The organism is Oecophyllibacter saccharovorans, from assembly GCF_006542375.1.
GTDB lineage: Bacteria > Pseudomonadota > Alphaproteobacteria > Acetobacterales > Acetobacteraceae > Oecophyllibacter > Oecophyllibacter saccharovorans.
The window spans coordinates 49,731-64,979 of sequence record NZ_CP038143.1; the positions used below are offsets into that span (position 1 = coordinate 49,731).

General features: G+C 61.3%; 10 protein-coding genes. 8 read left to right on the plus strand and 2 right to left on the minus strand.

From position 1 onward, the window contains the following. Positions 1–79: 79 nt before the first annotated feature. The 3 genes from E3E11_RS00210 (at position 80) to E3E11_RS00220 (ending at position 3,227) form a co-directional block, all read left to right on the plus strand. A complete protein-coding gene (locus tag E3E11_RS00210; RefSeq protein ID WP_407938679.1) occupies positions 80–652 on the plus strand; it encodes a CarD family transcriptional regulator in 573 nt (190 codons plus the stop codon). 64 nt (positions 653–716) lie between these two features. Continuing rightward, positions 717–1,547, plus strand: coding sequence for an SDR family oxidoreductase (locus E3E11_RS00215; RefSeq protein WP_141450645.1), 831 nt, complete (start codon positions 717–719; stop codon positions 1,545–1,547). Between the two features lie 45 nt (positions 1,548–1,592). Beyond that, positions 1,593–3,227 (plus strand): tetratricopeptide repeat protein, encoded by a 1,635-nt coding sequence (locus E3E11_RS00220; RefSeq protein ID WP_141450646.1) that lies wholly within the window; start codon positions 1,593–1,595, stop codon positions 3,225–3,227. 36 nt (positions 3,228–3,263) lie between these two features. Here the strand turns inward: E3E11_RS00220 and E3E11_RS00225 are convergent, their stop codons facing one another. Both E3E11_RS00225 and E3E11_RS00230 read right to left on the minus strand, forming a co-directional pair. Further along, positions 3,264–7,655 carry a translocation/assembly module TamB domain-containing protein gene (locus E3E11_RS00225; protein WP_141450647.1) on the minus strand — a complete coding sequence of 1,464 codons (4,392 nt, stop codon included), beginning with the start codon at positions 7,653–7,655 and terminating at the stop codon, positions 3,264–3,266. Next, a complete protein-coding gene (locus E3E11_RS00230; protein ID WP_231119061.1) occupies positions 7,655–9,841 on the minus strand; it encodes an autotransporter assembly complex protein TamA in 2,187 nt (728 codons plus the stop codon). The genes E3E11_RS00225 and E3E11_RS00230 overlap by 1 nt, the downstream gene beginning before the upstream one ends. A gap of 246 nt (positions 9,842–10,087) precedes the next feature. On the opposite strand from E3E11_RS00230, the gene E3E11_RS00235 reads away from it, so the two are divergent. The 5 genes from E3E11_RS00235 (at position 10,088) to E3E11_RS00255 (ending at position 15,192) form a co-directional block, all read left to right on the plus strand. Continuing rightward, a complete protein-coding gene (locus E3E11_RS00235) occupies positions 10,088–11,041 on the plus strand; it encodes a lysophospholipid acyltransferase family protein (RefSeq protein WP_141450648.1) in 954 nt (317 codons plus the stop codon). A gap of 66 nt (positions 11,042–11,107) precedes the next feature. Then, entirely contained in the window at positions 11,108–12,496 is a 1,389-nt protein-coding gene (miaB, locus tag E3E11_RS00240; RefSeq protein ID WP_141450649.1) for a tRNA (N6-isopentenyl adenosine(37)-C2)-methylthiotransferase MiaB, read from the plus strand. Between the two features lie 65 nt (positions 12,497–12,561). Beyond that, positions 12,562–13,743: a PhoH family protein gene (locus E3E11_RS00245; RefSeq protein WP_407938694.1), complete on the plus strand. Its 1,182-nt coding sequence runs from the start codon at positions 12,562–12,564 to the stop codon at positions 13,741–13,743. Continuing rightward, a complete protein-coding gene (gene ybeY / locus E3E11_RS00250; protein ID WP_231118922.1) occupies positions 13,718–14,254 on the plus strand; it encodes an rRNA maturation RNase YbeY in 537 nt (178 codons plus the stop codon). Before E3E11_RS00245 ends, ybeY begins: the two co-directional genes overlap by 26 nt. Next, positions 14,251–15,192, plus strand: a complete 942-nt coding sequence (locus tag E3E11_RS00255; protein WP_141450651.1) for a hemolysin family protein — start codon at positions 14,251–14,253, stop codon at positions 15,190–15,192. Before ybeY ends, E3E11_RS00255 begins: the two co-directional genes overlap by 4 nt. Positions 15,193–15,249: the final 57 nt, after the last annotated feature.

The window sequence follows — 15,249 nt, forward strand, 5'->3', positions numbered from 1 at the left end:
CAAACTTCCGGCTGCGCAAAGAGCAAAAGACAGGCAGGGGATTTCCTGTTATATTGCTTGCATGAACAACAACTTCAAAATGCCTCAGAAGGGCAGCGTCACGGAAGAAATGGCCCGTGCCGCCGCTGAGAACACGGCCCGCCAGACTGATCCGGAACAGGTCCGCGATCCCTTCAAGGTCGGCGATGCCATAGTCTATGCTGCCCATGGGGTCGGGCGTGTGGACCGTATCGGTGAAGACAAGATTGCCGGCACCATGATCGAGATGATCCAGATCTCTTTTCCCGGCAACCAGATGACCCTGCGCATTCCGCTGGCCAAGGCACGCAAGTCCGGGCTGCGCAAGATCGCCTCACGCGATATCGTCGACAAGGCCATGGCAGTGATCAAGGGCAAACCTCAGGTGAGCCGGGGCATGTGGGCCCGGCGTGCGGTGGCCTATCAGGAAAAGATCAATTCAGGGGATCTGGTGCAGATCGCCGAAGTGCTGCGTGACCTGCGCCGCAACGTTGACAGCCTTGAAGGCAGCTTCTCCGAGCGCAAACTTTTCGAAGCCGCCCAGGAGCGTTTTGTGGCTGAGCTGGCAGTCCTGGAAAACAAGGATCCGACTGCGGTTCTGGAAGAGCTGACTGAAACCATGAAAAACGCCTGAACCCACCCCTCAGGTGAATTTCCCTTTTCCCGTAACAGCCCCCGTTCCTTTCCGGAGTGTGCCCATGTCGTCCGAAACTTCCCGCCCTGCCAGCAATTCTGGTACCCCTACGCCGGCTTTTGAGGGCCAGAAAGTTTTCATTACCGGCGCTTCGCAGGGGATCGGGGCAGAAACGGCGCGTTTCTTTGCTGCCAACGGCGCACGCGTCGTGCTTAACGGACGCAACGTCAAGGCGCTGGAAACCGTTCTGGCTTCTCTGGCACAAGTACCGGAAGGGCCGCATCTCATCACGCCTGCAGATGTCTCCGATGAAAAAGCTATCAGTGACGCCATGGCCAAGGCGATTTCTGAAATGGATGGGCTGGACATCCTCATCTGCAATGCGGGCTTTCAGATTGAAGGTCCCTCTGAAGACTTCAGCGTGGCCGATTTCGAGCGTGTCATGGGGGTCAATGTGCTGGGCACGGCCATTCCGGCACGCCAGGCGCTGCGCTACTGGCTGAAAAACGACATCAAGGGCCGCATTGTCGTCAATTCATCCGTCCACCAGATCATCCCCAAGCCGGGCTATCTCAGCTATGCCGCCTCCAAGGGCGCGCTTGGCAACATCGTCCGCACTCTGGCGCTGGAATACGCGTCACGCGGCATCCGCATCAACGCCGTTGCCCCTGGCGCCATCGTCACGCCCATCAATGACAGCTGGGTGAACGATCCTGAGCAGTACAAGGTCGTGTCTTCTCACATCCCGATGAAACGCCCAGGCCAATCGGCTGAAATCGCCGCTGTCATCGGCTTCCTGGCCGGTCCGGCCAGCAGCTATATCACCGGCCAGACCCTTTTCGTGGACGGAGGCCTGACACTCTATGCGGATTTTGAAAAAAACTGGTCTTCCTGAGCAGCCGCTGGCCCGTGCAGGGATCCCCGGTCCCTCCAGAGGTCCATGAGCGCTCCTAAAGACAGTTTCACGCCTTTCGTCAGTGGCACTGACGCGCTGGAAAACCATGTTCTTGCCTGTCTGCAGGCCCGGCAGTCAGACGAGGCGCTGTTGCTGGCTGAGCATCTCTCATCGCCGATTGCGCGGAACTTCCTTGAAGGATGGGCGCTTTTCCAGCTTGGCAACCTGCCGGAAGCTGCCCGGTGCTTCCTGAGACTGCCAGATTTTTCTGGGAGCCCTCATCCCCTGGCCCTCATCCAGAACACACTGTGTGAAGAAGTGGAAGAGCGCGGTTTCCTGACCCTGCTCACCCACATGGAAAGCTTTTCGTCTCCCTCACCCGCCTTATACGGGCTTCGGGCCATGGCACGGCTCATATTGGGCGAAGCAGTCCTGGGAGAGACAGAGCTGCGCCAGGCGCTCAAGGTGTTTCCAGGTCACCCGGCCCTGCACAATGCCCTGGCCACTCTTCTGGCCGACCGCGGGGAATTTGCGGAGGCGGCCACTCTTCTGACCGGTCTGACACAAAAACTGCCCGACCACTGGACCACACACGGCAATCTTGGCACCCTGCTGACCCAGATCGGTCAGGCCGAAAAAGCATTGGAACCCTTCCGGCGCGCCATCGCCCTGGCGCCGCATGAAGCGCGGCTGCGGCTCAACCATTCTTTGGCCCTCCTCAAGGCAGAACGTTTTGCCCAGGGCTGGCTGGAACATGAATGGCGCCTGAAGCTTCCCGGCCATACCACCCTGCCTTCCGAAACGCTTCTGCCCACTCTGGACAGCACTTCCCCGGCGGAAATGCAGCAGAGACTCCACGGCAGAACCGTTCTGATCACTCAGGAGGAAGGGCTGGGTGATATGCTGATGTATCTGCGCTACCTGGTCCCGCTGGCTGCAACCGGGGCACGGCTTCATGTCTGGTGCAGCGCTGAGCTGGCTTCCCTTGTCTCCAACCTGGAATGTGTCGACACGGTCCAGGTCGGTGGAGAGACACCTGAACATGATTATCACTGCCCGTTCATCAGTCTGCCACGGGTTTTCAGCGCCCTGCCCACGCCTGAGCAACGCTGCCCCCCGTCGCCCTATCTGAGCGTTTCCCCCCTGCGCCGCCAGCGGATGCTGGAACGCCTGGCACCTTACCTGCAGTCAGATACGCTCCGGGTAGGGCTGGTCTGGGCAGGCGGGCATCACCGGCATGACCGCACGGCCCGCGTTCTGGACCGCCACCGCTCCATGTCGCTGCACCAGTTCGCCCCGCTGACAGCGCTTGGGAAGCAGATCCAGCTGTTCAGTCTGCAGAAAGGCCCCGCTGCCGCACAGCTGGAAGATTTTCCAGGCCCGATAATCAATCTTATGGAAGCATGCGAGGACCTGGAGGATACCGCAGCCCTGATCGAGCAGCTGGACCTGGTCGTGAGCGTCGACACTTCCGTGCTGCATCTGGCAGGTGCGCTGGGCAGGAAGGCCATTCTGCTGGACCGCTACACCAATTGCTGGCGCTGGGGTCAGGGAACGACGGAAAGTCCCTGGTATCCCAGCCTGAAAATCCTCCGCCAGCCCCGCCACGGCGCATGGGCGCCGGTTATTGCGCAGCTGGGCGAGATTCTAGCTGCCAAAGCGACCCGCAGATCAGACTGAACGCGCTTCAGCCCGCTCACAACCCATTAATTAAGCTCAGTAATTGAGCCCATAAGACAGGCTCACGCTGGAGCCCGGATCATTTTCCGGCGTGGTAAACCCGTTGACCTGCCCGCCCGTGCCGACAGTCGTCTGCAGGGTCAGATGCTTGGTGAGATCAACCTTGACCTCCGCCTGCGTGCCTGATCCACCCAGCCCTTCGCGTGCGCCCACAAACACGCCGGGCAGAATGTATTTCCCGGCTTCAAGCGCCACGCCGCCCTTGTTGACCCCGGTTCCGCCGCCGATCGTCAACTGGTCGAGGCCGAGGAATTTCCGGACCGCATTCAGCGGGTCAATCGAGATGCCGCCACCCAGCTCCAGAACCGCTGCGCCAAGCTGTGCCAGCTGTGCTGGGGAAAGGGAGGCGCGCAAGGAGCCGAACAGGAGCATGGAAAGCACATCATCCTTCGGATAAGGCGGGTTGGAGACGAATTTCAGCTTCGGATCGCTGGCATAGCCCGAGACGATCAGGCTGGCCAGAATACCGTTGGCATTGCGCTCCGCACGGAAATTGATCAGCGGGTCCAGCCTGTGGCCGAGCCCTGCACCCCCGAAAGTGACACGTCCGTAAGTGAAATTCAGGTTGATGCCGGCCAGGTTGAAAGAGCCGTTCCTCAGGTCGAACCCTCCACTGATCACCGGGTCGGCAGCGGTTCCGCCTATGTGCAGCTTGCCCCCCATCACCGCGAAAATACCGTGGCCATGCACGAAGATCTGACCAGGTGCGGTGATGGTCAGGTTGAGACCGATGACCAGCGGCGGCGACGCCGGAACGGATTGGGGAGCATTGGGATTGACGATCTGGATCTGGGGCACGGAAGCCGGCATGGCATCGGGAATGGTGATCGACGCCTTTGGAATGTTGATATTGCCGTCAACATCCAGCCGCGTCGTGGCCTGGCCTGCAATCCGTATCCGCGCGTCCAGGGTGGCGGTCACCACATCGCTGTGCACGGGCTGCGCCTTGTTGGCCACAAAGGCCAGGGCCACGGGAATGCCAGGCTTCAACACCCCTACGCTTCCCTTGAGATCCATCGTTCCCGATCCGGCATGGATCAGAAAATCCCGGATTTCCAGCTCGTCGTCATGAGCCACCACATCGCCTGTGATACCGGTCAGATGCACGCCCTGGGTATACTGGTCGAACGTTCCGTTTCGCAGCTGCGCCCCGCCCGTCAGCACGGGATGAAGACGGGTGCCCCCCACCCCAAGGTCCAGGCTCAGCATGCCTGACGTCCCCATTCCGGACACGCCCAGCACCGCATTGGCAGCCCGCAGGTTGAAATGGCCTTTTGCCGCCACACTCAACGCTTCCGCAGCCTTCAGGGGCACACTGCCTGAAAGGGCCAGGTCAATGTCACGCCCTGCCTGAAGCTGGCCCGACAGTGCGGCACGCTGGTGCTGAAAGGCCGCCTGGAGCTGCAGGCTGGCAGGCGCCAGGGCTGCCGTCGCGTCGCTGAGAACCTGCAGCCCGCTGCCCTGCAGGACGATCCTCCCTGTCGGGTCGGCCAGTGTGGCGCCCAGCGCACCATGAGCGGCAATGACGCCTCTGGCCCGCAGTTTCGGCAGGAAAGGTGTTGCAAGCGCAGGCGTCAGCTGAGCCAGGTCGAAGTCAAGCTTCAGGGCCGGCTTGACCGTGCCGGAAGCTGTCAGCGTTGCTGTGGGGCCATGGGGCGGCGTCACAGCCAGGCGCAGCCGGTCAGCCCCAAGACTGGCGCCGTAACTCACCGTGCTCGGTCCCAGAAGATGCACCTTTTCCCGCTTGGCCTGCAGCTCCAGCGTGTCGATGCGCACCTTGTGGTCCGGCAGATCCAGCAAGGCAGCCAGGGAAATATCCGCCGGGGCTTCCAGGACATGCTGAAAATGCCCTTCCGTTCTGAAGACCAGCGCCTGCAGCGGGCCTGAAACACGAGCCTGGAGCTGTCCTGTAACAGTATCGGCGCGCAGCCCGTCAGCTACCAGAGTCACCTCGGCCGCAGGATTGCCAGGCAGGTGGTGCAGTTTGCCGCTCAATTGCAGTTGCCTGACCCCGTAGCGCGGCAGGCCGCCTGCCCCCTCCAGGGAAAAAACGAGAGTTTCCTGTGCATTTCCCCTGTTGTGGGGACCAACCTTCGCCGCGCCGGCGCCTGAAGGGGCAACGCTGCCGGAACCTTCTGCCAGGGTATGCAGAGCAAGGCTCAGGTGACCGCTCAGGGGTTGGCCGACCAGTGGCTGGAAGGCAGCCAGCTGGGAAATTCTGATATCCAGATTGCCGTGCGGGATCTTCTGCCCGTTCTTCAGGCCGACTGTACCGGCGCCTTCCAGCGTTTTCCAGTGAAGTCTGGAAAGGTCCAGGCTCATGTCTCCTCTGGCATTGCGGGCAAAGCTGAGATTCAGGGCCATCGGTGCCTGATCGAGCGTTCCTGTCAGAACCATTGTCCCTGTCGGGACACGCGGCAGATGCTGCACGTCAGCCGTCAGCGCAAAGGGCCCAGGCTGCGCGTTGGACGTTGCGGTGTGCACCCCGAACAGACCGGTGAAGGCCAGTCTGGCCGCCAGGTCATCCACTGGCCCTTCAGCGGTCAAAGTCAGTTTCCCTCCCCCTCGCAATGCCGGCACAGCCTTTTCAAAGGAAGGCAGCTCAACCGTCAACGCGCCCTTGACCCCCTGTCCCCGGGGGCGCGGGGCGTAGAGAGCATGGCCCTGCACGTTCAGAGCCGCCCCGGAAAGGGCCAGTTGCGGCACTGTGAGCACCCCCTCACGGTTGCGTGTCAGCACGAGAGTAAGTTTCCCTTTGGGGCCGATCATTCCCACAGCCCTGGGATCACCTCCCGTGATGGCCACGTAATCAGTCGCTTTCACGCTGACCCTGTCGGCAAGAGTGGCAGCAGACGTGGCTGAAGCCGGCAGACGGATATCAGCCACAAGCTGGTCTTGGCCGCGCAAAGCCACTCCTGCCAGCTGTCCCAGCGGCTGCAGGTCCGGCAGTGTGAGTGCCAGGTGTATGACAGGTGCCGGTGCGAGCTGGCCTTTCAGACGCAATTGCACCAGGGCATGATCGAGATTTGCCACGAAAGGCGCAGTTCTCGCCAAGGGCCTGTATTCGGCATCCAGGGTAAGGGGCTCAGCAGCCAGCAGGAGCCCTGCCTTGCCCGGCAACCGCAGCCCTTCAGCTGATCCGGCCAGCTGCAGCAGGCTCCTGTCAGGCTGCTGCAGATTTTCCTGTCCCGTGAACTGCAGCATGATATGCCGCGCGCCTGCCCCGGCGGCAGCCAAGTCTGTCAGATCCAGACTGGCCTTGCCCCATGGATCGCGGAAAGGGCCGCGCAGATTGGCAGCAAGCTGCAGGCCTTCCCAGCCTATGGCAGGCGTGAGGGTCATAGGGGCTGAATTCACCTGCAGAGCCATCTGTCCCCGCGCGCCGGGCACGTCGAACACCCCTTTGAGCTTCGCCTGCAGAATGGCTTGTTGCGCATGAACCGCTCCCGCCGGGCTGTCAGGCCCAGGCGTCATTGCAGCCTTCGCGTGACGCGCGCCTGCCTGAAGGGCCAGGGTCGTGTGCAACCCTGTCAGGGGGCCTGAGACCGTGAGGGAAAGGCGCAGCGGGTCCAGGGCCGGCAGATGGCCCAGGAGGGTGACAAACCCCTGTTTGCCTTCAGAGTAGTGAAGAAAGCCATCAAAACGCCGGTTGCGCTTCTCATGGCTTATGTTCAGCTCAAGGTCCGTTGGGTCATCAAGCCGGTGCGCCTGCAGGCCCACCTTCATGGTGGGCAGGCGGTAAAATGAAAAGCCCGACAGGAAAGGCTGGATGGTGGCAATGCGGGTCGCCCCGCTGAGGGAAAAATGCATGCCCAGCCCTACAAGGCCTGCACCGAGATCAACCTGCGGAACGGCCAGCCGGTCCAGCTTCACACTCAGGGGCAGATGCAGGGGACCGGAAGGCTTTTTCGGTGTCGGGTCCGGATGGGTGACCGGCAGACGCGCGAACACGAAACGAGAGCCGGTAAGAGACTGCACCTTCACCTGCAGATGCAGCAATGCCAGCGGGGACCACCGCAGATCGCCCTGGTCCAGCTCCATCCACACCCCCTTTTCATCTTCAAGGGTGAGTTTCCGGATTCTGATATGCCATGGCAGCCTGCCTGACAGGCCTGAAAGATGAACCATCCCTCCTGTCAGGGCAGGCAGTTTCTCCACCAGCAGCGCCCGCCCCTGCGGAAGGTTTAACCCCACCAGAAGCGTTGTCACGGCAAGCAGCAACAGACCAAGGAGCCCCGCAATCCCCCAGGCCGCGATCCGGACCAGGCGATGCCCCCAGCCAGGCCAGGCATGTTTTGATCTGGCATGTTTTGCCTCCTCCCCCTGGAACGAGGCATCAGCGCGGTGTGGCTCCTGTGGCGGTGTCATCAGAATACCTCTCCCAGTCCGATATAGAGCTCCCACCTGTCGCCTCGCCGGGGACGGTTCATGGGAAAAGCCACATCCAAACGGATGGGTCCGATGGGCGTGAAGTAACGCACCCCGCCGCCGTAACCGACACGGACCTTGCCTTCACCGGGCGTGGAATGCTCTCCCACCTGACCTGCATCAACAAAAAGGGCGGTGCCGAAGCTTTTCATGATTCTCTGGCGATATTCCACCGTGCCTGCATCCATGGATGTGCCGCCAATCGCATATTTCGTGTGTTTCCAATGCGGTCCCACTCCCTGCCAGCGAAAACCGCGGACCGTCGCGGGCCCGCCGGCATAAAGCCGCTGGTCGGGCGGAACATTCCAGACGGACGAGACCCCCTGAATTGTTCCGACAGTGGCCCGCAACGCGATGATGCTGCGACCTGGCGGGGAAATACCGAGATGGTGAAGATCGAGATAGGTCGACGCCTCAGCCGTCAGGGGCAGGTAGAAAGCCGTCCTGTGCTCCATCGACAGGGAGGGCGTGACACCCAGCGCGGCCCTTACCCCATGGGTGGGCGGCTCGATGGGATTGCTGCGGTCAGTATTGTCGAACGTGGCTTCCAGAGGCAGGGAGGCGATGAAATAATCCCGCGTATGGTGAAACTGGTTGATGCGTTCCTGTTCAAGAAGGGCGGATCCGCTGACATTCCAGTTACGCCCGATAGGTTGTGCCACCCCTCCCCGCACGAAAAAAGCAGTCTGGCGATAGGAATAGAGCAGCTGCCGCAACGCCTCGATACGCAGATTCAGGGTGCGATTGCGCGCCATGAAATCGGGTTTGTTGAAATCTGCATAAATATCATAGCCCAGCCCCTGCTCGGCTGTGCCGCCCAGACCTGTCGCAATGGCGGCCAGTCGAAGCTGCTCGCCATTGCCAAACAGGTTACGGTCCAGCCATTTCACCCCCGCACGCCCGCCGAGATCAGTCGAATACCCGATATCACCAGAGATCCGGTAGCGCTTGCCCGGCTTGAACGTGAACTGAAGCGGCATGGCCTGATCCACGCCTTTCACAAGGCTTCTGTCAGGAGAAATCCTGATGATGGGGGGTGCAGGACGCACCGTGACACTGCTGAAAAGCCCGGTATCACTCAGGTTGAGCTGGGCCTGATCGATCACTGACGGCTGATAGAGCTGTCCTTCCTTCAGGTTCATGCGCATCCGGACATAAGAGGGATGGACATGCTTGAGCCCTTCCAGGCTGATCGGCCCGATGACAAGTTTCGGCCCCCGCTTGAGAAAAATCCGCACTTCCAGTCCGTGCTGAGCAGACTGAAGAATGCCCTGCGGCGCTGAGACATCGGAAAGCCCGTACCCTTCCTCCTGCAGAAAGGCAGCTAGGCGCTCACGCGCTGCGATGATGTCACCGGCAATGGCTGGTTGGCCGATTTTGAGCCCGAAAGCCTTTTCTTCCTCAGGGGTAAGCTTTTCAAGCCTGGGGGGTCCGGGCGGCAGGACAGGACTGGAGACCGCCTGCGTCGCCCCACTCTTCTGCGCCATCCTGGGTTTGGATACGGGTTTGGGCGGGGGCGGCAGAATCAGTATGCGGCTGATGTGGAACTGAGGCCCCAGCTTGGCTGAAACGGTGATCTTGACCAGCGTGCCATGGGGCAGGCTGAGAAGAAAGGCAGCCAGGAGCGGGTCACGCCCATCCATGTGTCGTCCCCTGGCAGAGACAACGATATTGATCTGGCCGGCGTAAAAGCCCTGCGATCTCAATGCGCCCTGGAGGCGTTCATAATCATCGCGTATGCGGCCGGCCAGGGCATAGGGTCCCACAAGATGGGATTTTTCGAGCGCCAGAAGCTGCGAGGAGGCTTTCAGGCCGCTGTCAACCGCTGCATCGGAGGTCGGCAACAGAATGGTCTGATAATGGATGGCATCAGGCGCAACAGGATCAGAGGAATCCTGGGCCTTTTTGGCCTTGTTATCCTTGCCTGGCTCGCCTGTGGCCGGCTTCTCCCCGTCGGACGGTTTTTCCGGGGATGATTTCTCAATCTGGGGTTTTCCGGGCGGCACAGGTGCGTCTGTTTCAGCAGCCCGGACCTGGCCAAGGCTGGCTGCGCTGCCTGTTACCAGCAAGGGGACAGCACCCAGCATGAAAGCCCCGACTGACAGAATCCGTGCAGACCTCACCATCACCCCAGACCGATTGATGACATTCCCAGCCGCTTCCGCCGGTTCCCTGCCCGGCTCACAGGCCCCTGCCCCTCAGGTTGCCGCCCCGATAACCTGCATTACGGACCGTTGCAGCTATACTGGCAAAAAAGGGCCGTGATAAGACATCTCCTCTCGGATCCCTTCTCGGATCAGGGCACTGACAGCTTACCTGACTGGGCATGTGAAGATTGTTTCCCGCTATTAAAACGCCTATCTGTTTTGAACATGTCTCCTGACCCGTTCATCTCCAGGCGTCGCCAGCGCAGCCGGCGCCCACAGTTTGATCCGGAAGCGCTTTTCCCGGCGCCTTCCCGCTGGTCTCCCACCGCCTTCTACCGCGGCCTGCGCTCTGCCGGGCGCATTCTGGCCCTCTTCGCCTGGGGGACGTTCTCGGGCTGGGCACAGGCGTTGTTCCAGATTCTGCCGGGCTGGATGCACATCCGCATGCCGGTCATTTTCTGGAAAGGCGTCTGCCGGATCCTGAACATCGAAGTCCGGGTCCTCGGCACCACCCCGGCCGCCACCACGCCAGGGCTGAAACAGCGTCCTGTGCTGTTTGCGGCCAATCATTCGACCTGGCTGGACATCGCCACCCTGGGCAGCATCCTGCCCACCCTTTTCATCGGCAAGCAGGAGATCAGCACCTGGCCGCTGATCGGCAGCCTGACCAAGGTGGGGGGCACCATCTTCATCAGCCGCAACCGCCAGACGGCCGAAAAGGAAGTGCAGTTCCTGATCAAGCGCCTGCAGAAAGGCTATAACATTGCCTTCTTTCCCGAAGGAACCTCTTCCGACGGCACCGGCGTTCTGCCTTTCAGGGCCTCATTGTTCACGCTTGCCAAGCCGCGCGCCCGCAAGGGCGTCATGCCCGACCACCCGATTCCCCTGGTGCAGCCCATTTCCGTCGCCTATGACCGCCTTGAAGGCCTGCCGACGGGACGTAACCGCCGCATTTCGGTATTTTCCTGGTTCGGGGACATGGAACTGGTGCCCCATATTTGGAATCTCGGGAAATGGCGCTCAATGCGCGCCACCATCGTGCTGCACCCTCCCATTGATCCCAAGGATTACCCGAGCCGCAAAAGCCTTGCGGAAGCAACGCATGCCATCATCCGCAAAGGCAATGAGGACATAAACCAGCAACGCTACGAACACGGCGTTCTTGCAGAAACCCGATGATCCGTTCCCTGCTTCGGTTTCCTTTCTCTTCCACCCCGCCTACCCGTTTTCCTGACGCCGGATTCCATGCCTGAACTCTCCCCGACCGTTCCCAATACCCGTGGCCTGCATATCATCACCTGGGGCTGTCAGATGAATGTCTATGACAGCGCCCGCATGGCGGATGTCCTGCGCCCGTTGGGCTACCAGCCGGTTGAACGGCCCGAAGAAGCCGACATGATCATTCTCAACACCTGCCACATCCGTGAGCGGGCAGCTGAGAAGGTCTTTTCCGAGCTGGGGCGTCTGCGCGGCATCTGTGAAGAACGCCAAGCCAACGGCCGCCGCACGCTTCTGGCTGTCGCAGGTTGCGTCGCACAGGCCGAAGGAGAAGAACTTCTGGCGCGCGCACCCTATGTCGATCTGGTTCTGGGGCCGCAGACCTATCATCGCCTGCCGGAAATGGTGGCCAAAGTGGCACGCGCCGGCGGGTCGGTCATCGAGACGGATTTCCCGGCCGAGACGAAATTCGATGCCCTGCCAGATGAAGCCGCGCCCCAGACACCCGGAAACCTGACCGCCTTCCTGACAATCCAGGAAGGCTGCGACAAATTCTGCTCCTTCTGTGTGGTACCCTATACACGCGGGGCCGAAACCAGCCGGCCCGTCGCAGCCATTGCGGCCGAAGCCCGGCGGATGGCGGCTTCAGGCGTGCGGGAAATCACCCTGCTGGGCCAGAACGTCAACGCCTATCACGGCCTTGATGATGACGGGGTGAGCACGGTTGATCTCGCAGGACTGGCTGAGTGCCTGCGTCATATTCCCGGGCTGGAGCGCATCCGCTACACCACCTCGCATCCGCGCGACATGACAACGCGACTGATCGAGGCACACCGCGACAACCCGGCCCTGATGCCTTTCCTGCACCTGCCTGTGCAAAGCGGTTCCGACCGGGTGCTCAAGGCCATGAACCGCGGCCATACGGCCGCACAGTACCGGGAACTGGTTGCCGAGCTGCGCAAGGCCCGTCCGGATCTGGCCCTGTCTTCTGACTTCATCGTCGGCCACCCGGGAGAGACGGAAGAAGATTTCGAAGCCACGCTGCAGCTCGTCCGTGACGTCCGGTTTGCCAGTGCTTTCAGCTTCAAATATTCCCCGCGGCCCGGCACGCCGGCTGCCGGACAGCCGGCACAGGTGCCTGAAGACGTCAAATCACGCCGGCTTGCCGTCCTGCAGGGCCTGCTTCGTGAGCAGCAGGACACGTTTAACGCTTCTCTTGTCGGGACGGTTCAGGATATTCTTATCACCGGTCCGGGGCGCAAGGCAGGCCAGCTCAACGGGCGCACACCTTATCTGCAACCCGTCCATTTTGAAGGCACGCCCGATCTGATCGGCCAGATCGTTCAAGTCCGCATCACTGAAAAACTCTCCAATTCCCTCAGCGCCATTCTGCTTAAGGAGCATCCAGACGCGTGACCCGTTATTCTCCTTCCTCCCGCTCCAGCACTGCCCGCCCCGACGGAGAGCAACGCACCCTCACGCTGCGGTTTGAAGACAATGCGCTGCTTCAACGGATTCTGGGCGAGCATGACCGCAACCTGGCCCGGCTGGAAGACGGCCTGAACGCACGCCTTTCCTGCCGAGGCAACCGCGTGGCCATTTCAGGCCCGAGCGATGCGGTGGACCAGGCACAGGCAGCCCTGCTCGGTCTCTACCGCCAGGCTGAACAGGGCGAGCCCATCGGCACCGAGCAGGTGGATGCCATTCTGCGCCTGCTCAGCCACCCGTCCCGCAATCATGAAGCGGCAGCCTCCTCCGAACCGAGAACCCTTCAGAACGCCATCTCTTCCCAGACTGCACGTGCAAGACCCGCACGTGACGGAAGCCGTTCAGGCCGCCAGCCCATCCCCTCTTCTTCCAGGTCCAGAAAAAGTGCAGGTCCTGGCGGCAACACCGCTTCGGCTGATCTGCGCCATCTGCCCACCATCCAGACCAAGCGCGGCGTTGTCAGCCCGCGCTCCCACGGGCAGACCGGGTACATGGAAGAGCTGGGACGGCAGGAACTGGTTTTCGGCATCGGCCCTGCCGGCACCGGCAAGACCTATCTGGCCGTCGCCCAGGCAGTCGCCATGCTGCAGGCAGGCCAGGTGGACCGCATCATCCTCTCGCGCCCAGCTGTTGAGGCCGGTGAAAAGCTGGGCTTTCTCCCGGGCGACATGCGCGAGAAGATCGACCCCTATCTGCGCCCGCTTTATGATGCCCTGCATGACATGATGCCAGCCGAGCAGATCACCCGTCGCATGGGCAACGGGGAAATCGAGGTGGCCCCCCTTGCCTTCATGCGCGGTCGCACGCTGGCGCACGCCTATGTCATCCTCGATGAAGCCCAGAACACCACCCCTGCACAGATGAAGATGTTCCTTACCCGCATGGGGCCGAACACGCGCATGGCCATCACGGGCGACATTAGCCAGATCGATCTACCGCCCGGGGTCACTTCCGGCCTCAAGAACGCTCTTCATACCCTGGAGGGCGTGGAAGGCATTTCCATATGCCACCTCACTTCAGAAGACGTGGTGCGTCATCCACTCGTGGCCCGGATCGTCGACGCTTATGACCGCCAGCCCCCTGAAGAACCGACCTCCAGAAATACCTATGACCGCGACGAGGGACACCAGCGGAGAAACAGCCGGACCCATGGGCGTTTCCCGCGCACACGCTGAGATGCCTGGGGGACCCGCAATCGAGGAGGGCCATCCCGAGACCCCCATCCTCGTTGAGGCGCCCGGATGGCGTCGGCAGATCAACGATCTGGAAAAACTCGTCAACCGTACGACTGCCGCCACCCTGCGGCATGGCAGGGTCGTGCAGACCCTGTCAGCTGGCCCTGCCCCGACCGTCACCTTTTCCGATGACCGGCGGATCCGCAGACTGAACGGTCGGTTCCGCGGCCGGCATAAGCCCACCAATGTGCTGACTTTCGAGCCGCCCGCTCCTTTCATGGGAGGAGACATCATTCTGGCGCTCGAGACAGTCCAACGCGAAGCGCAGGGCGCCGGACGCCCGCTGCGCGCTCATCTTTCTCATCTTCTGGTGCACGGCCTGCTGCATCTGGCAGGTCATGACCATCATCACCCCGGTGAGGCCAGGCGAATGGAAACCCTCGAGACGCGCATCATGCGCGCCCTGGGTTTTGCCGATCCCTGGAAACAGGTTAACAGGCGAAGACCATGACCATTTCTCCACCCGATTCTCCCGCTCCTGACGTTCCTCCCAAGGAGCGCGCCTCCTTTCTGAGCCTTTTCGGCCGGCGGCAACGGGAACAGGGACTGCGCGACACGATCGCCACGCTCGTCAAGGAATCCGCCGCTGATTCCGACACCCCCGACACGCCGGAGCTAGACCGACAGGAACGGGCGCTCATCATGAATGTCCTGCGCCTGCGAGACATCACTGCAGATGACGTCATGGTTCCCCGCACCGATATCGTGGCCATGACGGACGATATCGCTCTTGACGAAGCGCTGGAGATGATGAAGCGCGAGCAGCACTCGCGCCTGCCGGTCTATCACGGAGAGCTCGATGACGTGGTTGGGATGATCCACGTCAAGGATCTGGTGGCCGCCATCGGCCAGGACAAACCCTTCGACCTCAAATCCCTTCTGCGCCAGCCCCTTTTCATCGCGCCGACCATTCCGATCCTCGATCTTCTGCTCCAGATGCGCCAGCGCAGAACGCATATGGCCCTGGTCATTGATGAATATGGCAGCATCGACGGGCTGGTTACGATTGAAGACCTCATTGAAACGATCGTCGGTGATATTTCCGACGAGCATGATGAACCCGTCAGGGAAGCGTGGATCGAACGCCCTGACGGTACCATCGACCTGGATGCGCGCCTGCCTATCCGCGAGCTGGAGGAAAAGGTCGGGCGTTTTCTGACCGATGTGGAACGCGAGGCGGAGATCGAAACGGTGGGCGGCCTGGTTTTCCGCCTGGCTGAACATGTTCCGGCCCGTGATGAAGTGCTGACCCATCCAAGCGGGCTGGAATTCCGCGTTCTTGAAGCCGATGCACGTCACATCCGGCGTTTGCGGATGCGCCTGCCTGCTGACTGGAAGCCAGACGATGCTTCGCACACTGAAGCGGAACCTGATGACCGCGAGACTTGATGAACGGTCGGTGACTTCGTAACGTGTCGGCCCTTCTCACCTCTTCACCCGAACATT